The organism is Clostridium sp. DJ247, from assembly GCF_014231265.1.
In genome coordinates, this window is the sequence record NZ_JABAIW010000064.1 from 1 (window position 1) to 23,264 (window position 23,264).

Annotated in this window: 21 protein-coding genes and 1 riboswitch; of the genes, 11 read left to right on the forward strand and 10 right to left on the reverse strand. The window is 29.2% G+C overall.

Going from position 1 to position 23,264, the window contains the following annotated elements; genetic code table 11:
- Positions 1-89: 89 nt before the first annotated feature.
- On the reverse strand, positions 90-1,946 hold the full coding sequence (locus HGI79_RS19315; RefSeq protein ID WP_185652309.1) for a PAS domain-containing sensor histidine kinase: 1,857 nt from the start codon (positions 1,944-1,946) through the stop codon (positions 90-92).
- Positions 1,947-2,459: 513 nt separating this feature from the next.
- On the opposite strand from HGI79_RS19315, the gene HGI79_RS19320 reads away from it, so the two are divergent.
- From HGI79_RS19320 to HGI79_RS19330, 3 genes are all read left to right on the forward strand, one after another.
- Positions 2,460-3,392 carry a DUF2935 domain-containing protein gene (locus HGI79_RS19320; RefSeq protein WP_185652310.1) on the forward strand — a complete coding sequence of 311 codons (933 nt, stop codon included), beginning with the start codon at positions 2,460-2,462 and terminating at the stop codon, positions 3,390-3,392.
- Positions 3,393-3,814: 422 nt separating this feature from the next.
- Entirely contained in the window at positions 3,815-4,141 is a 327-nt protein-coding gene (locus HGI79_RS19325) for a P-II family nitrogen regulator (protein WP_185652311.1), read from the forward strand.
- Positions 4,142-4,169: 28 nt separating this feature from the next.
- Entirely contained in the window at positions 4,170-4,553 is a 384-nt protein-coding gene (locus HGI79_RS19330; protein ID WP_185652312.1) for a P-II family nitrogen regulator, read from the forward strand.
- Positions 4,554-4,670: 117 nt separating this feature from the next.
- Here HGI79_RS19330 and HGI79_RS19335 read toward each other — a convergent pair whose 3' ends face one another.
- The 3 genes from HGI79_RS19335 to HGI79_RS19345 all read right to left on the reverse strand — a co-directional run bounded on the left by HGI79_RS19335 (position 4,671) and on the right by HGI79_RS19345 (position 9,189).
- Positions 4,671-5,291, reverse strand: a complete 621-nt coding sequence (locus HGI79_RS19335) for a hypothetical protein (RefSeq protein ID WP_185652313.1) — start codon at positions 5,289-5,291, stop codon at positions 4,671-4,673.
- A 282-nt stretch (positions 5,292-5,573) separates the two neighbouring features.
- Complete coding sequence (locus HGI79_RS19340) at positions 5,574-7,628, reverse strand: methyl-accepting chemotaxis protein (RefSeq protein WP_185652314.1); 2,055 nt, start codon at positions 7,626-7,628, stop codon at positions 5,574-5,576.
- Positions 7,629-7,854: 226 nt separating this feature from the next.
- Positions 7,855-9,189, reverse strand: coding sequence for a D-glucuronyl C5-epimerase family protein (locus tag HGI79_RS19345; RefSeq protein ID WP_185652315.1), 1,335 nt, complete (start codon positions 9,187-9,189; stop codon positions 7,855-7,857).
- Between the two features lie 445 nt (positions 9,190-9,634).
- A riboswitch (cyclic di-GMP riboswitch) is annotated at positions 9,635-9,723 on the forward strand.
- Here HGI79_RS19345 and HGI79_RS19350 point away from each other — a divergent pair.
- The gene (locus HGI79_RS19350; RefSeq protein WP_185652316.1) at positions 9,704-10,075 is read left to right on the forward strand and encodes an HD-GYP domain-containing protein; all 372 of its coding nucleotides are present in this window, start codon (positions 9,704-9,706) and stop codon (positions 10,073-10,075) included. (Overlaps the previous riboswitch by 20 nt.)
- A 114-nt stretch (positions 10,076-10,189) precedes the next feature.
- Positions 10,190-10,633 carry a hypothetical protein gene (locus HGI79_RS19355; protein ID WP_185652317.1) on the forward strand — a complete coding sequence of 148 codons (444 nt, stop codon included), beginning with the start codon at positions 10,190-10,192 and terminating at the stop codon, positions 10,631-10,633.
- A 279-nt stretch (positions 10,634-10,912) separates the two neighbouring features.
- Here HGI79_RS19355 and HGI79_RS19360 read toward each other — a convergent pair whose 3' ends face one another.
- The 3 genes from HGI79_RS19360 to HGI79_RS19370 all read right to left on the reverse strand — a co-directional run bounded on the left by HGI79_RS19360 (position 10,913) and on the right by HGI79_RS19370 (position 12,355).
- The gene (locus HGI79_RS19360) at positions 10,913-11,110 is read right to left on the reverse strand and encodes an alpha/beta-type small acid-soluble spore protein (RefSeq protein ID WP_185652318.1); all 198 of its coding nucleotides are present in this window, start codon (positions 11,108-11,110) and stop codon (positions 10,913-10,915) included.
- Positions 11,111-11,485: 375 nt separating this feature from the next.
- Complete coding sequence (locus HGI79_RS19365; RefSeq protein WP_185652319.1) at positions 11,486-11,875, reverse strand: hypothetical protein; 390 nt, start codon at positions 11,873-11,875, stop codon at positions 11,486-11,488.
- Positions 11,876-12,157: 282 nt separating this feature from the next.
- Positions 12,158-12,355 carry an alpha/beta-type small acid-soluble spore protein gene (locus HGI79_RS19370; RefSeq protein ID WP_185652320.1) on the reverse strand — a complete coding sequence of 66 codons (198 nt, stop codon included), beginning with the start codon at positions 12,353-12,355 and terminating at the stop codon, positions 12,158-12,160.
- Between the two features lie 251 nt (positions 12,356-12,606).
- On the opposite strand from HGI79_RS19370, the gene HGI79_RS19375 reads away from it, so the two are divergent.
- A complete protein-coding gene (locus HGI79_RS19375; protein WP_185652321.1) occupies positions 12,607-13,062 on the forward strand; it encodes a DUF441 family protein in 456 nt (151 codons plus the stop codon).
- Between the two features lie 198 nt (positions 13,063-13,260).
- Here HGI79_RS19375 and HGI79_RS19380 read toward each other — a convergent pair whose 3' ends face one another.
- Both HGI79_RS19380 and HGI79_RS19385 read right to left on the reverse strand, forming a co-directional pair.
- Positions 13,261-14,331: an HD-GYP domain-containing protein gene (locus HGI79_RS19380; RefSeq protein WP_185652322.1), complete on the reverse strand. Its 1,071-nt coding sequence runs from the start codon at positions 14,329-14,331 to the stop codon at positions 13,261-13,263.
- A 421-nt stretch (positions 14,332-14,752) separates the two neighbouring features.
- Positions 14,753-15,151, reverse strand: a complete 399-nt coding sequence (locus HGI79_RS19385; protein WP_185652323.1) for a bacteriohemerythrin — start codon at positions 15,149-15,151, stop codon at positions 14,753-14,755.
- Between the two features lie 284 nt (positions 15,152-15,435).
- Here HGI79_RS19385 and HGI79_RS19390 point away from each other — a divergent pair, with 284 nt between their 5' ends.
- From HGI79_RS19390 to HGI79_RS19405, 4 genes are all read left to right on the forward strand, one after another.
- On the forward strand, positions 15,436-16,503 hold the full coding sequence (locus HGI79_RS19390) for a diguanylate cyclase (protein WP_185652324.1): 1,068 nt from the start codon (positions 15,436-15,438) through the stop codon (positions 16,501-16,503).
- A 93-nt stretch (positions 16,504-16,596) separates the two neighbouring features.
- Positions 16,597-16,965, forward strand: coding sequence for a YopX family protein (locus HGI79_RS19395; protein ID WP_185652325.1), 369 nt, complete (start codon positions 16,597-16,599; stop codon positions 16,963-16,965).
- A gap of 203 nt (positions 16,966-17,168) precedes the next feature.
- Positions 17,169-17,981 carry a pyrroline-5-carboxylate reductase gene (gene proC / locus HGI79_RS19400; RefSeq protein WP_185652326.1) on the forward strand — a complete coding sequence of 271 codons (813 nt, stop codon included), beginning with the start codon at positions 17,169-17,171 and terminating at the stop codon, positions 17,979-17,981.
- 397 nt (positions 17,982-18,378) lie between these two features.
- Entirely contained in the window at positions 18,379-20,286 is a 1,908-nt protein-coding gene (locus tag HGI79_RS19405) for a PAS domain-containing sensor histidine kinase (protein ID WP_185652327.1), read from the forward strand.
- A 99-nt stretch (positions 20,287-20,385) separates the two neighbouring features.
- Here the strand turns inward: HGI79_RS19405 and gndA are convergent, their stop codons facing one another.
- Positions 20,386-21,804 (reverse strand): NADP-dependent phosphogluconate dehydrogenase, encoded by a 1,419-nt coding sequence (gene gndA / locus HGI79_RS19410; RefSeq protein ID WP_185652328.1) that lies wholly within the window; start codon positions 21,802-21,804, stop codon positions 20,386-20,388.
- Between the two features lie 455 nt (positions 21,805-22,259).
- Here gndA and HGI79_RS19415 point away from each other — a divergent pair, with 455 nt between their 5' ends.
- Positions 22,260-23,174: a L,D-transpeptidase gene (locus HGI79_RS19415; RefSeq protein WP_185652329.1), complete on the forward strand. Its 915-nt coding sequence runs from the start codon at positions 22,260-22,262 to the stop codon at positions 23,172-23,174.
- Positions 23,175-23,264: the final 90 nt, after the last annotated feature.

Sequence of the window (23,264 nt, forward strand, 5' to 3'; positions counted from 1 at the left end):
TTAGACTAATTAAAAATATTTAACGTGACGAAACATGGTAATATATACCGGAGTATAAGTTAAATTTCGGGCATGGGTATCTATACACTTTACGCTAATTCAGAATATACATCCGAAAGTTCCATACTAATGCTTTCAATACTAGCTTTATATTGAGCATCTTCCTCACTCATATCTTCATCTAAAACTTTTACTGGAAGATTAACAATAAATTCACTTCCAGCACCTATAGTACTTTTAACATTTATTTTTCCCCCATGCATTTCTACAAAGGACTTAACAAGGGATAGCCCTATGCCGCTTCCTTGTTTGTTTCTCTTAAAAGTTTTATCAACTTGACCAAACCTTTCAAATATTACGTTAAGTTTATCCTCTGGAATACCTACTCCTGTATCTTTAACTGATATAATAACATTATCCTCCAAGTTTTTAATATTTACATATATTTCTCCACCTGGATTAGTAAACTTAATAGCATTAGATAGTAAGTTAAGCATAATTCTTTCAATTTTATCAGCATCAAATGCCACTATTTTTTCTTCTTCATCAGTGTCAAATACTAGGTTTATTCCTTTACTTTCAACATAAGAAACAACAGATAAAGTGATTTCTTCAACTACGCTTATAATGTCATGGTTTTGAAGGTTAAGCTTAAGAAACCCCGAATCTACTCTAGTTATGTCAAGTAAATTATTAATTAATTTCATAAGTCTATAGCAGTTTTGTCTCATAACCTTCATATATTTCTCTTTTATTTTTGCAAATTCTTCCGGTGAGTTATCATATAAATTTAATACCTGTAATGCTGAGAATATGACATTTAAAGGAGTTTTTAACTCATGTGATATGTTTGAAAAGAATTCTGTAATAAATTTATTAAATTCCCGGGTTTCATTTAATAATTCTATGTTTTTTTCCACATCTTTCTGTAACTTTTCTACTTGCTTTTCTGGTGTGACATCACGAATAATGCTTAATACTGTTGGCTCGCCTTCATATATGAATGCGGTAGACATATTTTGTACTTCTATAGTGTTTCCATTGTTCATCACTATTTTTCCATCAATAAATACTATATTTACTTTTTCATCATACATTTCATCAAACTTTTCTCTTATACTCTCTCTCTCACTAACAGGTATATAGTCCAATATTGATGTTTCATTCATCTGTTCTGCTTTTGACATACCAACCATTTTTGCCGCACTTTCATTAGCGAATATAACCTTCTCGTTGCGATGTACAAAAATAGCCTCATGAGAGTTTTCAATAAGTATATTATAACAAGCCTCATTTTTTAAAAACATTTCCTCTATATATTTACGCTGCTTTTCTCTCTTACATAATTCTTTATTTAATACCTGCAGTTGCATATTTTTTTGTTTTAACCTTTTATTTCCAATTGTTACATAATACCCTAAAATCCATGCTGTTAAGATTAAGATACTAACTATAATTAAATCATTTTCAAAGTATGTATTTATAACCATTTTAGGAGAACAAATTAAATCTACGGATAAGATAATAATTGAAGAAATTATAGATATAGCCACTCCATACTGTGCACCCAGTTGTATAGTTGATGTAATAATTAAAAATAAAAATAGAAATTTATATTGACTAGCATAAGCACCAGATATAAAAATTAAGGCTGTAAAGACTATTATAAATATAATATTCTCTATAATACTTAATATTTTAATATATTTAACTTCCAAAGTTTTCATAGAAAAAAATAACCATATACAATATATTAGTATTATTGTACTAGCACCTATTCCTAATGTAACTACGTTAAGATATCCACTTTGCTCATAACTTGCCATTGTAATTTTCGAAAAAAATTCGTTAAAAGCTATAATTGCACATATAAGTAGTAGAGCTAATTTAGTAATACTTAATAAATTATATACGTTTTTTTGCAAATCCCATTCAAAATTCTCCATAATTATCACTTCCGTTTATATATTAAATAATTCTACTAACATACCAATGCAAAATTTTACATTTTACTTATATACCTACATACTGAAATACATATTTATGCAAATTTATATTAAAGCAATACCTATATCTCTAGTTTATGATAATTATATCATTGCCTAGTAATAAAGGAAACATATATTATTACAGTAATCTTAAACTTCAAAGGGTAAAATATATATAAAAACAATTGAGATGAGAGTACCATTCTCCCACCTCAATTATTATGTTAAAACCTCTTAAATTCTCATAATCATTATACCCTAACTTTTTACCATATATCCATACTTTACTTAAATAATTTAATTGTATTAAGTATTTTATAAGATAGCTTTACTAATGCTGCTTTTGCTTTAGTATAACCATTTAAAATTATTTAATAAAATAATACAAACTTTTAATCACAAAATATTATATGCTGCATATTATAAAACGTAATGTATTTTTTCAACTAAATGTATAAAAGGGGTGGTATATTGATATCTGATAAAGATTTTATAAGATTTTCATTAGAAACAAATCTATTCTTTTTGAGGATTATGAAGGAACATATTATTTTTGTTGCAGCGGCGCTTCCTCCTAAGAATATTGCACTGTCTAAACAGGCAATTTCAATTAAAAATGTTTTGGAAAAACTCCTATGTAAAACAGTTACTTTGTCTCAAGGAGTTATAAGTCCCTCTGTAGCATCCTCTGGTGAACTAATAACTGATTTAACTATAAACGCTGAAAAGTCTACTCAAGATTTAACTGGTATTCCAATTGACATTGAAATAACGAGAAAAGAGTTAGCACTTGCTCCTACACCCAACTATAAACAAAATCCTAAACTCTTAGCAGAAACTACATCTCTGAATAAAAACATACTATCTACTATGAACAACGTAATTGCATTTAAAAAAAGTCTTCATAACAATGTTTTAACTTGTAAAACTTTTAGCTATATATATCCTACTATGCTCCATCACGTTATAGAGGAAGCTGAGTTTTATATAATGCTTTTAAATAAACTTCAAAAAAGAGAAGCTCTTGACAGCATAAAGGAGATTATTCAAGTAGAAATCACATGGAATGATATAATGGGTGAGCATGCCGAATTTATTAGGGGCTATTTAGATCCATCTGAAAAACAATTATTTGATAAAGCTAATGCTTTTGCTAAAGAATTTGATAAGCTTCTAGTTGAAACTAGAAATTTATCAAATAATCCTAATAACTTACCTAATGTTACTAAGAAGAGCCTAAATGCTGTAACAAATCTTAGAGACTTCAAAAAACAAGGTACTCAAGGTATCTTATTATGTAAAATAAAATCTCTTATTCCCGCTCTGCTTTCTGACCATGTTCTTAGAGAAGCTAATCATTATTTGAGATTATTAAGGGATTACAGTAATTTAGCTTCAGTATAATAAGGTGTTAACACAAAACTCTATGTATAGTGATGTATAATTAAGCTGTCATTCGAATGTTGGAGATGTATATTTTGTTTATAGATATATAAGTAAAGGGACTGCCTCAAAAATCAAAATACATGCAGGATTTTTTTAATACCATTCATAATTGTGCTCAATATAATAAAAACACTATGAAAGATTATTAATAAATCCTTCAGCAAAAGTGTGTTTTGAGACTACCCCTTTACTATTAAAAAAATAAAAATATATAAAAAAAAATAAAAATATATTTAAAAAAGCGCGAATATATATTAAATTTTCAAAATTCTAACAAATTACTTGACAAAAAATACTTAAAATGTTAACGTTTAAATACAATCAATAATTTATATTAATTTTATAAGAGTAAAATAACAAAAATTTTAGGAGGGGATTTTATGATAATGATTAAGGCTATAATAAGACCAAATAAGGTTGGTGAAGTTCTTTCAGAACTTGCTGATGCAGGTTTTCCAGCGGTTACAAAATACGATGTAGTAGGTAGAGGTAAACAGAAGGGTGTTAAAGTCGGATCTGTACATTATGATGAAATACCTAAGGAAATGCTTATGTTAGTTGTGGAAGATCAAGATAAAGATGATGTTATAAAAATAATAACTAAAAGTGCGAAAACAGGACAAGCTGGGGCTTTTGGAGATGGAAAAATATTTGTATCAGCTGTAGACGAAGTATACACAATAAGTTCAGGTTCAAAAGCACTATAATATAAATGAAAGTGAGGGGGAATTATATATGAAAGAAGTAACTGCGGTTATTCGAATGAACATGGTTGGTAAAACAAAAGAAGCCCTCTTAAAACAGGGATTTTCCAGCTTTACTTGCAGAAAAGTACTTGGTCGAGGAAAGAAGAAAGTAAATTTCACCATTTTAGATGATAAACAAGCGGTGGAAGAGATAACAAATAATAATATTGGTGAAGAACTCTCTGAAGCTCATAGACTTGTTTCAAAAAGAATGTTTACTATCATTGTTAACGACGAAGATGTGCAAGAAGTAATTGATACAATTATTGAAGTAAATAAGACAGGCAATCCTGGAGATGGTAAAATCTTTGTAAGAGATATCCTTGATGTTGTAAGAGTAAGAACTGGAGAAACAGGAGTAGAAGCCTTGTAATATAAGGATTATGGCTGACAAACATATATAAAATATAGCTAAATAAAAGACACAAGTTTTCTGTAACTACAGAGTTTTCTCTGCAGTTACAGAAACTAATGCCATCTCATAATCTATTTAAATATCGAAATTCTTTTCTATATCAACAACTCGCCACTTACTATCTTCCTTACCTATTATTAACGTAGCATTATGTTCGTTATTTCCGGTTGTAGTTGTAAAATCTATTTTATATTTCCAAGTTGATTTATTTAGATTTTCTCTTGTAATGTTGTAATCCTTAATTTCAATATTTGTAGATTCAGTTATCCAAGAGTTTTTGCTCTGTTTTCCTATGATTTTTTTCAATTCTTCTTTTAATGATTTACTAAGGACTAAGTATTGAATTATACCGTTTCTTTGCTTAATTCCTTTTGCCCAAAGCTCTGCAACTTCATCTGGACTTTCCGGTTTATATTCCTGTGCAAATTTTTCAAATAATATATTCTTTTCTTCTAAAACTGCTTTCTGTAAATCATATATGGTTATTTCATTTCCACTCTTATCATGAGAGATACTCAAAGAAAGTTCTTCTTTTAAAACATCCTCCGATATATATATCTTATTATCTTTTATTATATAACCTTTATTTTTTACTTCTTTGTCATTTATATATACGTGAAAGGGACTTTTAGCAGACACAAAACCTATAGTAAATGATAACATAAAACAAATAATTATAAGCATTAATCTTTTCATATAGGCACATCCTTAAAGTTTTAGTTATTTATCCCATTACTACCCACTCTAATAATCTCATCTTTATAGGAAACTCCTCTGAAGAGGAGTACTCACAGAGTAAGCGACCATATCAAAATCACAGATTTTGGCTCTCTGCTTAATTGGGAGTAAAGAGCGGCTAGGTCCCTGAATAACGATTTCCAGGCTTCTGAGAGATCAAAACTCCACTGAAGCCAAGAACTCTGTTTATATATATTTTGCCTAATATTTTAAAAATTACTATAAAAAGTTTTTATGTTGCTATAATATTTTAAATTTTTGTACCATTTCATGAAGACTGTGTGCTAACTTAGCTTGCCTTTGTACTTTATGTGTAACTTCTTTTATAGCATTAGTCGCCTCATTTACTCCTTTCAATATTTCTTGGGAGCTATTGGCTGAACCTTGAGTTGTATCTGCTACGTTTTGTATAGCAAGGTTTATTTCATTAATTGTAGCAGCTATTTCTTCAGACATAGCTGCAATATCTTCTGACATAGAATTTACAAAGTCAGCATCTTGTCCATATTGATTACCTGTGTTAACAGTTTCTGCATAGTCTGGCTTAACAGTTCCATCTATGAAATCTAATATTTCCTGTGCATTATTTGATAAATTTTCAAATGCATACTGAACCTTTGAAGTAGTATTATGAATACCCATAACAGTTTCAGAAGATTGTTCTGCAAGCTTTCGTACTTCATCTGCTACTACAGCAAAGCCCTTACCCTGTTCTCCTGCTCTTGCAGCTTCTATAGCTGCATTTAGTGCCAGTAAATTTGTTTGCTCTGCAATTTCACCAATACTGCTTGCCATATTCTTTATTTCGTTAACTATCTTTCCTTCTTCCATGGCACTAAGTATCTTGCTTTGTTTTTCTTCAAATAAAGAAACCACATTCTTACTTGACTCATTAATTTTATTTTTAACCTTATCTGCTCTGACTTTTATTTCATTTGATAAATTACTTCCATCCATGGCCTTTGATGATAACTGACTCACACTTGAATCTACTTCTTCAATAGATGCACTAATCTCCTCTGTGGTTGCGCTAGACTCCTGTACACCAACATTTATATCTTTTATAGAATTATTTATATGCTGAAACTTATTTGTAATATCTGTAACCGCAGCAAATAACTCTTCACTTGTAGATCTAACCTCTTCTGAGTTATCATTAATAGCTTTAACGATATCTCTCATACTCTCTGACATGGTATTAAGATGCTGAGACATTTTACCTATTTCATCATTTGATTTTATATTTATATTTTGTGTTAAATCTCCTTGGGCAATAGCCATAGCGAAATTATTTACCCTATTAATACTTCTTACTAAGTATTTAGCAAATAATATTACTATTGCTGCCGAAACTATAATAGAAATGCCTATTGTAATAAGCAGCTTTATTAAAAGATTGTTAACTGGTGCTTTAAGCTCACTTTCAGGTATAGCAAGAGCCAGTGTCCATCCGGTTTCAGGTATAGCTGCATAATATACTCTATTTACTCCTCTATTATCCTTAAAGGAAGATTCTCCGCCCTTATTTGACAACATTAGCTTTCCAAGATTTGCAATACTAGTATTACTATCTTCACTTATTTTTAGTTTCATTATCTTATCTTTGTTTTCGTCCGCTATATAAATACCATTTTTATCTACCAAAAAAGCTCTACCATTCTGTCCAACTTTAGCATTTTTAATCATATTTTGAATAGTAGTCAGGTCTATATCTGCAGTTGAAACCCCCATAAAGCTTTTATCTTTATTATAAAAAGGACTAGTAGCTGTTATCATAGAAATTTTTGCAACGTCATCTACATAAGGATTAGACCATTGAATACTATTTGATGTTTTTACTCCAATTTTATACCAATCGTATTGTGGGTAATTATAGCTATCTGCACTATAATCGTCGGTGTAGACTACTTTACCTTTATCTTTATAAGCGTATGGGCCAAAAAATTTAATATTAGCATTATATTTATAGGGCTCAAACCATACTCCAGCACCTAGTGTTTCGTTATTTGTATTAATTATTTTAGTTAACAGTGCTACATAATTATCATTAGTTAACATACCTGCTGAAGCTTCAACGGTCTTTGATAAGTTTTCAGCTATTTTTGCATGTCGCTGCAAACTTCTTTCAATATTTGTTGATTGTTCTTTGAGCTGGTTATTCATTTTTAACTTAATTTCATTATTAATAATGTTCACACTACTATAATAGCTTATTAACGTCATTACAATCATTGATACTACGAAAATTGGCAAAGTCGCCAGTAAAGTTTTAGTTCCAATACTTCTTATCTTCATGTTGATCCCCCTTACTTATAATGAAAATTTCATCTTTTATCGACCTGATATTTATAGCTTATCTTTATATCGATAAAATTTCTATAAATATTTAGATACTCAACTTACTTTTAACACAAATACTTTAAATATAATTAAATTCTATATTTTTATTAAAAAAGCCAGTGATAAGTATTTTTATCGCTGACCTTAAGTTATATAAATATATTATTTTTGATTATATTTACTATGATTTTTCTATATATGAAGTCCATAAATTTCTATAATAATAGATAGTCTTATCTTGTGTTATTCTGTATAATGCATCTAATAAAGTAATATGAATACCATAATAACTGTAGTTAATAGTAGGTTTAGTATTAGGTTTAGTTAAATATCCTAAATCATAAGTAACAAATCCACCTATATCATAATAAGGTAATATATATTTTAAAGTTTGAAATCCATTATTAAAATATAATTTAGCCTCGTTACTTATCCTATCATTGTTATCTAAATTAGACCAATCATACAATCCAATTAACGTAAACATATGTCCATTTAATGTATAAGATGGTGGATTAGTTACATAGAGCTGGAAGAAAGGATAATCAGAAAGTGATATATTTAGACTTCCAAGGTTATCTGTAACACCACCGCTGGATGTTCTTATAATTAAATACCTAAATACTGAATTACCTGCATGTATATATTTTTTATTATTTGTTAAGTTATACGCTCTAGCAAATACACTTAAAGCCTGACCCTGCGCCATGGATGATACCCAACCTGGCTTAAATTCATCATCATTAAGATAATGTTTATAGTAAAATGGATATCTAAAAGCTCCTAGAACATCAATTTTATCTATTAGCCAATTCGAAACCTTTAAAAATTTATCCTTCATTTCTCTATTGTTTCTTGGATTTTTTAAATATTCGTTGTAAAGAGTAAGAGCATATTGTTCTGTAGTTATTGGATTATAATAAAATTCTCCTGAATAGTTTACCATTGGTATCCCATCTTTATCAAACTTAATCTCATCAGAATTGGAATAACTTAAAGTATTTTCTATGAGTAAGTAGTTTCCAAAGGTATTATATTCTCCTAGACTTTGATATTCATAATGTGAACTCATATACTGTTTTTGCGCCGCAGCTGCTAGATTAAAATATTCTGGTTGTTTAAGCCTGTTAACTATACCCTGTTCTCCTCTTTTAGCTAATATTGAACAAATATTAGCTTCATCTTTTATTGTTTCTGATATTCCATCTGTTTTTATTATTATATTGTATCCATCTATAGCTCCATCATATTTTCCGTTGAGCTGACTTCCCTTGCTCCAGTTTAGTATAATCTTTGCCCTTTCATCTAAAGCATCAGTAAATCTTTTATCACTTGGATATTTACTGTGTGCTTCTGAAAGAACTCTTAAGGCTTCGTAAGGCTGCGAATAAGAATACCCCTCAGCAGTATTATAATAGTCTTCAGCCGAGATTTCCGCAGCTTGTACATTATAAAAACTTAGTGATACTACTAAGATAATACTACTGATACATATTAATTTTCTTAAATATTTCATTAAAAACCTCCTTGTAAAAGCTACTAAAAACATTTCCTGCTGCTTACTTGCTTTAACAAGTATAATACAAAAACAAAGTTGTAACAAAGTTATTTTACTTTGAATATTTATAGGTTTACTAGCAATATGGTAAACTTTTCTCCCCTAAGCTTATATTTTTACTTCCTAGGCTAAATCTATAGATATTTTCAGTATGAAATTATATGTTTATTTTTAAGTATTTTTTATAAAACAAGCTAACTAAATCTTGAGGTTTCTACGATACTCTTTTCCATTAATAATTTTAAGGCAAATTTTATATTATTATAGTAAATTAATTGATTTACTATAATAATTATAATATAATGTAAACATAAAGTGTTATACATAAATTTACAAGTTTATATAAATATACAATAAAGTTCTATTTTTATACTTTAATATTACACTATTTTTTAATGTATTATATCGACAATAGCACACTTACTGAAAGGTAAGGCCGCAAAGCTATGGATCTAAGGGAATTTACATTTCTATGATTGCCAGGTTGCCGAAATATGATTTAATATTGTATCAGTATTTATTTCATGATTCATTAAGGCACCTATATTATTATAGGTGCTTTTATTATTTCGCGGATGGAAATGGTTATCCTGATAATTTAAAAGGTAATGAAATCCCCTATGGAGCTCAAATAATTGCAATTGCGGATACCTTTGATGCTCTTACATCAAATAGGATATATAGAAAATCTATATGTAGTGATCTGGCTTTTGAAGTGTTAATTAAAGAAAAAGGAAAACAGTTTAACCCTGAATTAGTGGATATATTTATAGATGTTATTAAAAATAAATTCTTAAGTGAGCAGCCACTCAATAAACATAATACTCTATTAAAAGTATTGTAAGCTATCGTAAGACAAATCCCATCTGATTCAAGTTTCACTTTATAAAAAACTGTAACTTTATTTAAGTATAGTGAATATACTGATTATGTAGTTCAATATTATGGAGGTATATTTATGTACTTTAGAAGTGACGACGAAACTGTTAACGAAAAACTTAATCAGGAGGTAGAAGAAGATCGCCACCATCACCATGAGCATGAGCATGAAGATAAAGAACCGTCTTTTACGAATACCTGTCAACACACATATTACTGCCCAATAGCTTACTGCTGTCCAGCAGTATATGGACAACAACTAGCTCAACCTCAGAGAATAGCACCACAGGTTGCTCAAGCTCCAACAGCTCAAATTCCAACAGCACCTAATCAATTTGGTTTACAACAAACCTTTCCTGAGGATATAGTACGTGATGATGCAAGTTTTGAAGATACGGATAACTATCGCCAATATTATCCTTATTACTATCCATATTACTATCATCAACCATATTATCCTCCTTATTGGTATCATAGGCCATATTATCCTTACCCAGGGCATCATAGACCTTGGTGGTACTAATAGAACTATGCAAAATTAGGAATTAAAACATACTATGAAAGATAGTTTCTGTTACTTACGTTACTGAAACTATCTTTTTTATAGTTAACTTTTTAAATAATTAATAAACACTAGCATTTCTGCTAGTGTAAGGAGGAATATATAATGTACTTGTAGTAAATTATTAATTTTATTATATGTATTATAAAAAAATATATTACCTACAATATAAAAAAACAGAAAAGTCTATAATAAAGCTACAGACCTTTCTATTTCACATGTCATCTTATAAGATATATCTTACTTCAATCCTTGTTCGTAAGCTTCTACCATTTTCTTAACCATGTTTCCGCCTACTGATCCAGCTTCTCTTGAAGTTAGATCACCATTATAGCCTTCTTTTAAGTCTACTCCTACTTCTCTAGCTGATTCAATTTTAAATTGATCTAATCCTTTTTTTGCTTGTGGTACTAATACTCTATTATTTCTGTTTGCCATAATTAATCTCTCCTTTAAACTATAATTTTTACTTTATGCTTTGTTTGTACTTATGTTTGTACTTATGTTTGTAATTAAAGTTTGTGCAGTTATAAAATTATTACACTATTAAATTACTTGTAAATTTTCTAACCTTTATCAAAATTGGAGAAATGAATGACTTCTATGATAAAAATTTATGGAATAAAATTTTAAATTTAGGTTAGACTTATATTGTTGCTATAATAAAATTCCTCGCTTATGCTTAAAAGCATAAGACCTCCCTAACAAATGTTAGGGCTTTCTTTTTTATTATAATTTTTATATTAATACAATAGAAGAAATCCTAGTAACCAATATACTAGGATTTCCTTAGAACTTATTATTAAATTCTAATTATACATTAAAAGCTCCAAGTGCTCCAGCAGCTGTTGGTACTGCACTTGTCCCAGTTACTCTTTGTCTTACTGAAACTTCAATTAATAAGGCTATAAAAAATATTAATGAAACAACTAATGCTCCGCTGCCTCCAATGATCTTTAAAGTGTTAGCATAGGTTGTAACACCTGGAGCTATTTGTTGAGCTTTTGCTTCTAAAAAAGCTGCTTTAACTACATTTATATTTGCAATAATATTTAGAATACCTGCAAAAACTAGTAGGTTATCCTCTTCAGTAGTATTAACAATTAGTGTAGCTATAAGGAAAAGCCTAGAAGCAAGGGTGGCTTCTTCTTTACCACCAGCTAGCTCACCTCTGGCTAATCTAGCTGTAAAATCATTCTCCATACTCTCCCCCTCTTTACTGTGTTCTATTTCTTCATGTCCATTGATCTACAGCATATAGATATTATCCACTATTTATACTATTCGTATTATTGGTAAAAGCGCATACTAGACAATCTATAAATCTTCAAATTTATCCGATGACTATCCGCTCTAATACTCCCATCCTTATAGGAAACTCCTCTTCAGAGGGAGTCAAAACTCCCCCAGAAGCCAAGAATACTGTTTATACGAAACAAAAGGATTAGGTAAAAATAACCTAACCCTTATAAACTACTGTTCATTCTACTTTAATCCTTGTTCGTAAGCTTCTACCATTTTCTTAACCATGTTTCCGCCTACTGATCCAGCTTCTCTTGAAGTTAAATCTCCATTGTAACCTTCTTTTAAGTTTACTCCTACTTCTCTAGCTGATTCAATTTTAAATTGATCTAATCCTTTTTTTGCTTCTGGTACTAATACTCTATTGCTTCTGTTTGCCATAATTAATCTCTCCTTTAAATTATAATTTTTATTTTATGTTTTGTTTATACTTTCGTTTGTAATTAAAGTTTGTGCAGTTATAAAATTATTACACTATTAAATTGCTTGTAAATTTTCTAACCTTTATCAAAATTGGTTATGTAATAATAACTTAATTCTATTTGTAATAAATGAAGCTTAAAGTTCATATGCATAAAAGTAATTAAATAATATTTATAGATACGGAACTTTTAAATTTAGGAGGATTAAATATGCAATCTTCAATAATTTTAGTTATTATATTGGCCATTGCTATAATAGGTCATTCTGACTCAGTAGCTATCGCCACTTGTATATTGCTATGTATAAAACTTTTGCATTTAGATAATTATGTGTTTCCTCTACTAGAGAAACGTGGTTTATCTTTTGGATTAATATTACTTATTGCTTCAATATTGATTCCTATTGCTAAAGGTGATATTGATAACAAAGAATTATTACGAGTGTTTGCTTCATGGACTGGTGTTGCAGCATTGCTTCTTTCATTGCTAACTACATACCTAAGTGGTTTAGGGTTGAATTACCTAACTGTTCAAGGTCATGTAAATATAATGCCAGCATTAATTGCTGGTGCTATCATCGCAGCATCTTTTTTAGGCGGCGTACCTGTAGGTCCCTTTATAACTTCAGGTATACTTGCATTAATGGTGAAACTATTTTATAAATAGAGATATAAAATAAAGATATTTTCAGTACAATACCTTCAAAATACTTTTATAATTTAAAAGAAACACTATGGAAACTTTATAAAAATGAAATTGTTTCATTTTTATAAAGTTTCCATAGTGTTTTTATTATATGCATTATAATTATAGATTCATATTTAAAAATTCTTTGTTAAATTTGACTTTTAGAGCATATACTTGTTATTTTACTAATTTCTGTACATGTAAATTAGTTTGACTTTTCAGATCTAAGAAATCATCATCATTAAATAGTAATGGTCTAGATAAATTATTTATATCTAAATAGACTATTTTTCCTATCTTCTGATTATTTAGCATTACTTCTTCTCCCATATAATAATTTACCATTTGTTCTATAAATATTTTAGAAAACTTATAATCTAATTTCCCCAAGCTTTCTCTTTTAATAATTTCTAGAGCACTAAGAGGATCTAAACTTTTTTTATAGTTTCTATCTGAGTTAACTGCATCAAAAATATCTACAATGGCAATTATTCTGGCAAAAGGATGTATTTTCCCTTCTTTTATTCCTAAAGGATATCCTGAACCATCTAATCTTTCATGATGCATTAAAATACCATAGATTACTGAATTGTTTAGATATGGTATTTGCTTTGTCAAATTATATGCTATTATAGGATGGAGTTTTACTTGCTCAAATTCTTTTCGAGTTAACCTTTGAGACTTTAGCATTATATTTTCGCCTACTTTGGTTTTTCCAAAATCATGGAGAATTGCAGAATATGTTAAAAGACTAATTTCCTTATCGTTAAGTCCTACCCATTTGCCAAGAATTGAACTTAATGCTGCCACATTTACCGAATGAATATATATAGGATCATTCCCGCTACCATTAAGTACTATATTTTTAATTACTTCATAAGGTGAATCTAAATATATTTGTATTCTTTTGGCAAAATTCCTGACTTCATCTATATTAATCTTCCCTATTCTATTAATATTATCAAATAAACTCTCCAAATCATGTGAAATTTTTATAAAATTTTCTCTTACTTCTTCTACAGTTCTTCGAATGGAGACTTTATGTATTTTATTTTCATTTTGCTCTTCTTTATCACTATATATTATTACTTCAAGTTGGATGAACTTTTCTTGTAACTTTTTTATCATATTATCTGTAACTACAGTTTCTCTCGATATCAGAATTGTATTATTAACTTTAATATCTTCCGCTATTATCATACCTGGTTTCATGTCATAAATTGAAATCTTACATTCATTCTTGCCCATTTTTCAATTCTCCTTATATCCATAATAAACATCCTTTACCCACATTATACCAGCTAAATCGATATTTTTATATAACATATAATAAAAAATTTTATTATATTAAATATTTTTATATAAAACCATTACTTTTATTTAGGATTTATAACAATATTATTTAATAAAAATTTCAGATCCACTTAATAATACGTTTACAATTCATTTTTAGGAAAGTCCAAGCTGATAACTCAGTAAAACTGAAGCAACTAGGTATAGAAGAAACTAAGAAAATTTGTTTATTTATAGATATCGTTAATTCTAAAATTAAACTTATCTAATTTACCAGCTTTATAATAGATATTAATATTCTAGATGTACTTTAAGATATAAAGCTAGTAAACTGACATTATGATCGATTAAATTTCGGGCGTGATTATTTATATAATTATACCTTTTTAGAGCTATACCCTCTGTCTTTTACCAAAATATGGCCATCAATCCACTTAAAAATAAATTCAAGTAATTCCATTATATACTGGTTTTGTTCGTGATCTACTTTATTTAAATCTACATCATTAATTTTTTTTATGAAACTATCGTGTTCTACCTTGTGGGAAAAGAAATCTTTGTAACCTTCTTTTAATAAATATTCTTCTTCGGAAGTAAAGTGAAATACTGTATAACTTTTCAATTCCTCAACAATATCTAATATTCTGTCGTACTTATCAACGTACAAATCATTACTAAGTAATTCATAGGCCCTATCTCCAATTTCAAATAATTTTTTATGTTGTTCATCAACGAAATCAACTCCAGTTTCGTATTCCGCTTTCCACTTAAACATATTGTTTATGCCCCCTTTAATAACTAATTATTTTATAATATTTACTATACCATAATAATGGATATATTTCAGTAATATATATGACAGGTTACATAATTGTGATACCTTTTCCACTGGTTAGAAAGAATACTATATACATCATGTGTTATAAAATTCAGCATCTGTCCTGGAATATAATAACATTTAGGTATCATATCTAAACTTTTTGTAAAATATGTCGAAATATACAATATATTATTATACAATAAACTGCTAAATAGTTCTAAGTATAACGGGGTGATTATGTGGCATTACTAAAAGATTTATTTATGAATTTATGTGTTTTGGTAACAATTATGTTTATTGGTAGCCAAGTATTACAAAACGTTAACTTTAATAATTTAAAGCAGCTCCATCTACATATTATCTCTGGAATTATAAGTGGACTTTTAGGAATAGCTTTGATGTTTTTTTCAGTGCAAATATCACCAGGTGTTATTATGGAGCTTAGTTATCTAGCCGTAGTAATTAGTACTAGTTATGTAGGCTGGCTTTCTGCACTTATAACTGGTAGTATTTTAATATTATTTCGTATATTTTACCTTGTAGTAAATGAAACTTCAATTACTGCAGCCATATGTATTCTTGTAATAACCCTAAGCTGCATATTTATTAGTCTTTTAAGAATTTCAAAAAAGAAACAATGGATGTATATGTTTTTAGCTGCCAATATTGAATTTACTATATTTTATTATAAGTTAATTTCAAATTTAAGTACGTTAACCTGCTATTGGATCAGTTCATTTATTTCGATTATATTAATATATGAGCTTACACAATATCTATTAAATAATTATTTAACACTTAAAAGATTAAAAGAAGAAGCAACAAAGGATTATCTTACAGGATTAAAGAATGTAAGAAGCTTTGATACATCTTTTAATGAATTATTGTGTAAAGTAAAAGAAAATAACGAAAGTATATCTCTGCTTTCTGTAGATATTGACTTTTTCAAAAAAATAAACGATACTTACGGACATACCTCTGGCGATGCTGTACTAAAGCAATTAAGTAATATAATCTCTAAATCAGTAAGAGATTTTGATGTAGTTGCAAGGGTTGGTGGTGAAGAGTTTAGCGTTATATTAAGAGATTGCGAAAAAACTCATAGCTTTGATATAGCTGAAAGAATTAGAAGAAAGGTTGAGACTTATAAATTTCAACTACCATCTGGAAAACAAATTAATTTAACTGTATCCATAGGAGTTGCTGTATACCCAGGAACAATTGCAGATTTAAACTTATTAAGAGAAAAGTCTGATGAAAAATTATATGAAGCAAAACGTAGTGGTAGAAACAAAGTTTGCATATAAACAACAAATTTGCTTACCCCTCTAAAAAATATCTTTCTCACGTATACATAAGTAAAAAGATATTTTTAAACTTACTAAGGAGGTAACAGCTCATTGAGAGAATTAAAATTGAAGGCTTGGGATAAAGATAAGAAAAACATGATTAAACCACAAGGTATGACTTTTGATCCAAAAAGTTTGTCCCCTTTTGCCTTAAAGGCTCCTGGTCAATCATGGGAACCTATTGAAAGATTTGAATTACTTCAGTGGACCGGTTTATCAGATGGTAATAGTATTAATGTATACGAGGGTGACATTATAGAAATTTCATCTATCCTCTATCAAGTGGTATGGAGCAAAGTGTCGTTAACCTTTGAGCTTTTAAACACAGAAAACTCTATAATACGAACCATTAATGATGTTATATTAGGACGTGTGGTAGGAAATCAATTTGAGAATACTGATCTATTAAATAAGATATAGGTGTCCTTTATGTAAGCACCAAAGTATATAGATAACCATGCCCGAAATTTAACTTACACACGTATATATTACCATGTTTCGTCACGTTAAATATTTTTAATTAGTGTAAAACTCCAAATGTTTATTTATATATATTTTACTATAAATTATAAAATGGTATACTTGTTTAATAGAATTAAATAACACATTTGGAGGTAACATTTATGAATAAAAAAATTGGATTCATTGGTTGTGGAAACATGGCTAAAGCAATTATAGGCGGACTAATAAAATCAGAGCTAGTTTTACCCAGTGATATAATAGCTAGTGCTGCATCTGAAAAAAACTTAAATATAGTTAAAGAGTCCTATGGAATATCGACTTCAACTAACAATATAGATGCAGCTAAGTTTTCAGATATACTTATTTTAGCAGTTAAGCCAAATATGTATGCTAGCGTTATTGAAGAAATTAAAGAATACATAAAGGACGATCCTATAGTAGTTACTATTGCAGCTGGTATAACTATAGATTCCGTTGAAAAAAATTTTGGTAAGAAATTAAAAGTTGTAAGAACTATGCCTAATACACCAGCCCTTGTAGGAGAAGGTATGAGTGCACTCTGTGCTAATGATTTAGTAACAGAAGATGAATTAAAAATAGTTCTTAGCATTTTTGAGAGCTTTGGTAAAACTGAAGTTATAAATGAAAAACTTATGGATGCAATACCAGCTATAAGTGGCTCATCTCCAGCTTATATATACATATTGATAGAAGCTCTAGCTGACGGTGGAGTTATGCAGGGTATTCCTAGAGATAAAGCTTATAAATTAGCTGCCCAATCAGTTTTAGGTTCTGCTAAAATGGTACTGGAAACAGGTATACATCCTGGTGCATTAAAGGATAATGTTTGTTCTCCTGGTGGAACTACTATTGATGCTGTAGCCACTCTAGAAGAAAAAGGTTTTCGTTCAGCTATAATTTCTGCTATGCAGAGTTGTACAAAAAAAGCTATTGAAATGTCTAAGAAGAACTAGTCTTCTTCATAAAAAATCGAATAATTTTAATAGATTAGGGGTTAATAAGTATTTAAACTGTTAACCCCTATATTGTTATTCAAAATATATTTATTCTTTTAACAAATACTTTCTATATATGTTTATTATTAAAGAATTAAAAATTCACATGATAAATTTATATTTTTTATTACATATATTCTATGAACTGCATTGATTGTTTATGGAGCTATATGACATATTTCTTGCTATTTTGAATTTTATCACTATTGCATGAATTTATTGAATTTTATAGTTATAATTAATTTTTACTATAAATCAGCTGAGTTGTGTGGAAATTTTTTCTATTTCATGATAATATATTTATTAACAACTTTATAATAATAAATAACGTTTATATAACACGGAGGACTCATTTATGAAAACATTTTCATTTGAAAACACTTTAAATTTCCTTCCTTGCATTAAAACTTTAAACGGAAAAATTATTAGTATAAACTCAACATTTATTAATTTTACTGGTTATTCTGAAAAAGATATACTTAATAAATATATATTGGATGTATTTAATCTTTTAAGAATCAACCTTAACTCCAGTTTATCCTCTATAAATTTAGAAAAGGATTATTTTTTATTTACTAAGACTTTTGAAGCTAAACAAGTAAATATCTCTATAATAAAGAATAAAAGCATAGATGAAACAAAATATATATTTATGGAAAAGTCTAATTTTAACATAAATGAAAAGTTTCCGCTATTTTCAGCCCTTTGTTCAGACAATGTACTTGGGGTTGCTATTTATTCAGTACCTGATAAAGTTCTTCTCAAAGCCAATCAAACATACTTAGATTTTCTTGACAAACCCTTTAATGATAAAAAAAATAGCTTTGGTAAAAAAATATACGAATTTGTAAGTGGTTGGCTAGGAAGTAGATCTGAAAAAATATGGGATACCCTGCTCAGTACAGGTAAAGCCTATAATGTTAGTGAATATGCTTACCATTCATTTGAAAGGGGCACTATCTATTGGAGTGGAACTCTAGTTCCTATATTTGAGAATAACCAATTAAAATATGTTATTGAAATGACCTCAGATATAACAGAAACCGTTTTAAATAGAAAACTTATAGAAGAACAATCAAAGATAATATTTCAGCAAAATCAGGAACTTAAAGCAGTTATTGAAAATATATCAGGTCCAGTAATTACTGTAGATAAAAGCGGGAACTATTCAATGCTAAATAATTCAGCTAAAAAATTTTTTCCTAACGTAAACAGGATTGGTGACAGTTATAAGTTTGCTAATTTTTATAACTTACAAGGTACAGAAGAACCTTTAAAAAAATGCCTCCAACAGTTGGGTAAAACAAAAAAAGTCACATACATAAATAATTTTAAAGCAGCTATTGATAATAAAATATCCTATATGAACCTAATGCTTCAACCGCTATTAGATTGTAAGGGGAACATTAAAGAAGTTCTTTTAATAGGGGTGGACATTACTAGAGAAGTAAAAAAATGCAAAGAACTTGAGGCGGTTTTAAAAATGCAAGAGGAGTTTTTTTCTTTTATCTCTCATGAGTTCAAAACACCACTAACAGTATCAATGTCTGCTATACAGATCATAGAACTAGTCTACAAAGACCACCTATCAGAAAACATGAAGAAATATCTTGGTAAGATAAAGCAAAGTTCCTTACAGCAATTAAGGCTAGTAAATAATCTTTTAGACATAACAAGAGCCGAAGCTGGCTACCTTAAGATTCACAAAAAAAATGATGATATAGTAGTTATGACAAAGGCTATAACAGATTCAATATCTCTATATGCTAGTCAAAAGAATATAAAACTACACTTTTCATCATCCATACCAAGTTTAGTAATGGCTATAGATGATGAAAAATTTGAAAGGATATTACTTAACCTTCTATCAAATGCTATCAAATTTACTCCTGAAGGAAAATCTGTCTATATAAACGTATCACAACGTAGAAACAATATATGTATAAGAGTTACAGATGAAGGTGTTGGAATTCCAAGAGAAAAGCAAAAAATTATATTTGATAGATTTGGTCAAGTTAACAACAATTTAACCCGTAAAGCTGAGGGCACAGGAATAGGTCTATGCTTAGTAAAGTTATTAGTTAACAATTTAGGTGGTGAAATTTCTGTAGAAAGCGTAGAAGGTGAAGGTAGTTCTTTCGAAATATCACTTCCTGTTACAAATATTGTTGAAGATAACATAGAAAATTCTAAGTTTGATTTAATGGATAACAGATTGATACATACAGTTAACGTTGAATTTTCTAATATATATTTTGGTTAAGTTTAATGGTTTTGGATTATTTAAACTTTATGTACCCATATGTTGTTTTCCTACCAAATGTTTCTTTTCAGCTATGGGTACATAAATGTTGATGCTAAGCTAAATGCCCTTCCATTCAGTGTGAAAAAAGCCTTCTTTATCTATTCTTTCATAAGTATGACTTCCAAAATAATCTCTTTGTGCCTGTATCATATTAGCCCATAATCTATCATTTCTATATGAATCATAGTAAAATAATGCTGAACTTAGAGCAGGTACTGGAATACCAGCTTTAACAGCTTCAGCTATTACTCTTCTCCAACTATCTTGAGCTTTATCTATAACCTGTTTAAAGTGTGGATCTAAAAGAAGGTTGTTTAATTCTTTATTGTTATCGTAAGCTTCTTTAATCTTATTTAGAAATTGTGCTCTTATAATACACCCCCGACGCCAAAGCAAAGCTATATTACCAAAGTCTAGATTCCAATTATAAGTATTAGACGCTTGCTTTAATAAATCAAAACCCTGGGCATAAGAACATATCTTTGAAGCATAAAGAGCCTTTTCAATATCCTGAAGCATTTGTTCTTTATTTATATCTAGCTTTTTCTCTGGACCTTTAAGTATTTTTGAAGCTTCTACTCTTTCTATCTTTTTTGCTGACATGTACCTTGCAAATAAAGCTTCTGACATTGTTGGCGTAGGAACCCTTAATTCTAGGGATTCTTGTGAAGTCCATTTTCCTGTTCCTTTTTCTCTTGCCAAATCAAGTATAACATCAATTAAGGGCTTGCTTGTTTCTTCGTCTACTTTTTCTAATATATCTGCTGTGATTTCAATTAAGTAGGAATTCAGCTCTCTCTTATTCCATTCAGCATATACATTATGCATCTCTTCAGGCGTCATACCTAACAATTCTTTCATTAGATAATAGGTCTCACTAATAAGCTGCATATCACCGTACTCTATACCATTGTGTACCATCTTAACATAGTGTCCAGAACCATTTGCCCCTATATAATCACAGCAAGGTATTTTTTCATCTACCTTAGCAGAAATGTCAATTAAAATGTTTTTTGTTTGCTCCCAAGCCTCAGGTGATCCCCCTGACATAATACTTGGTCCTTTTAATGCACCTTCCTCTCCTCCTGATATTCCCGTACCTAAGAATAATATATTTTTTTCTTCTAAATAGCTGCTTCTACGAATAGTATCCTTAAAATTAGAGTTTCCACCATCCATAATTATGTCTCCTTTTTCAAGCAGTGGTAAAAGCGCTTCAATTACTATATCTACTGCCTCTCCAGCTTTAACCATTAAGATTATTTTTCTAGGGCTTTTCAGTGAAGACACTAATTCTTCAATATTATAAGTGGCTTTTAACCTATCTACTTTTCCTTCTATACTTTCTACAAACTTTTTAGTTTGTTCACCAGTTCTGTTGAATACAGAAACTTCGTATCCCCTGCTCTCTATATTAAGTGCAAGATTTTGCCCCATAACACCTAATCCTATAACAGCAATATCACTTTTATTCATACCATTACCTCCTTAATTTTTATAACTTCATTTAAATTTATAAGAATCTTTGATAAACTCATACCTTCAGTTTTGGCAGCCTCTTCCTACGTATAAGTTAAATTTTCACCAAGGAACCCTATACACGCATCTACTAAAAACTTCCCAAAATATATTTTCTATACTCTTATATTTTAAATAAGTATTATATAACATTTAAATATATACAACTTCTATTACACATATATTTAAAATTTTTTACCGTAACTAAAGATGAATATATATATTATTGTGTTAACACTTCCATATTATCCAGAAAAGTAAAGTATTCGTATTATAGTTCATAAACTGATATTCCTAATTTAATTTTAACTTTATTGGCTGATAACAGCTAGTAATATTTTTATTTACATACACCTAATACCCACACTTTTAATAATATATATATGAAACTACAGTAAAATATGGAGGCATGCATGAAAAAAATTCTCTTTCTGGCTATATTATTTCTAATTACTGTTTTATTATACGGCTGTAATACACCAACCACGGGCAATGGCAATAAAGACTCTAACTCATCTCAGCTAATCCCTTCTCAATCTAAGCAAAATACATCAAATACTAAAGCTAACAATACATTAGAAAAGGATCAATCAAAAGTTAGTGATAATAAAAAGAACGAACTCGCCAAAGAAAAAGTTCAAATCAATTTAAAACTTGGAGATAATGGAGAAAAAGTTACAGAACTACAGACAAAGCTAAATAAATTTGGGTATAAACTTACTACAGATGGTAAATTTGGCGCTTCTACAGATTTTGCTGTTAGAAATTTTCAACAAAAGTTAAATATTTTATCCGATGGTATTGCTGGACAAGAAACTTTAAATAAATTAGATTCAACCCCTGTTCAGGACCCATATATTTTCAAGCCGCTTGAGAATAAAAATACTTCTTCCCAAGCCATAAGTTCAACTAACTCATATGAGACTTTTATAAACTCTAAAGATTGCCCAAGCGACACAGATTACTTGATTTACACTAATCTATCAAAGCATATTGTTTATGTTTTTACTGGTACTAATCATAATTGGAAACTAATAAATTCCTTTTCCTGCTCCTCCGGTAAGTCCTCTACCCCTACAATTAAAGGTCACTTTACCTTAGGAACCAGGGGAAGTTCTTTCACAACTGATAATGGATTGATATGTAAATGGTATACTCAAATAAGCGGAAATTATTTATTTCACAGTATCTTATATGACAAGAATGGTAATATAGTAGATAGTAGATTAGGAGAAAATATATCTCACGGATGTATAAGACTTGCTACCTCAAACGCAAAATACTTATATGATAACATCCCCTCTGGTACAGCTATTTGGATATTATAGATAGCCATGCCCCAAATTTAACTTATACTCCGGAATATGCTGCCAAACTTCGGCACGTTAAAAATTTTTAATCAGTCTAAAGTTCGTGTT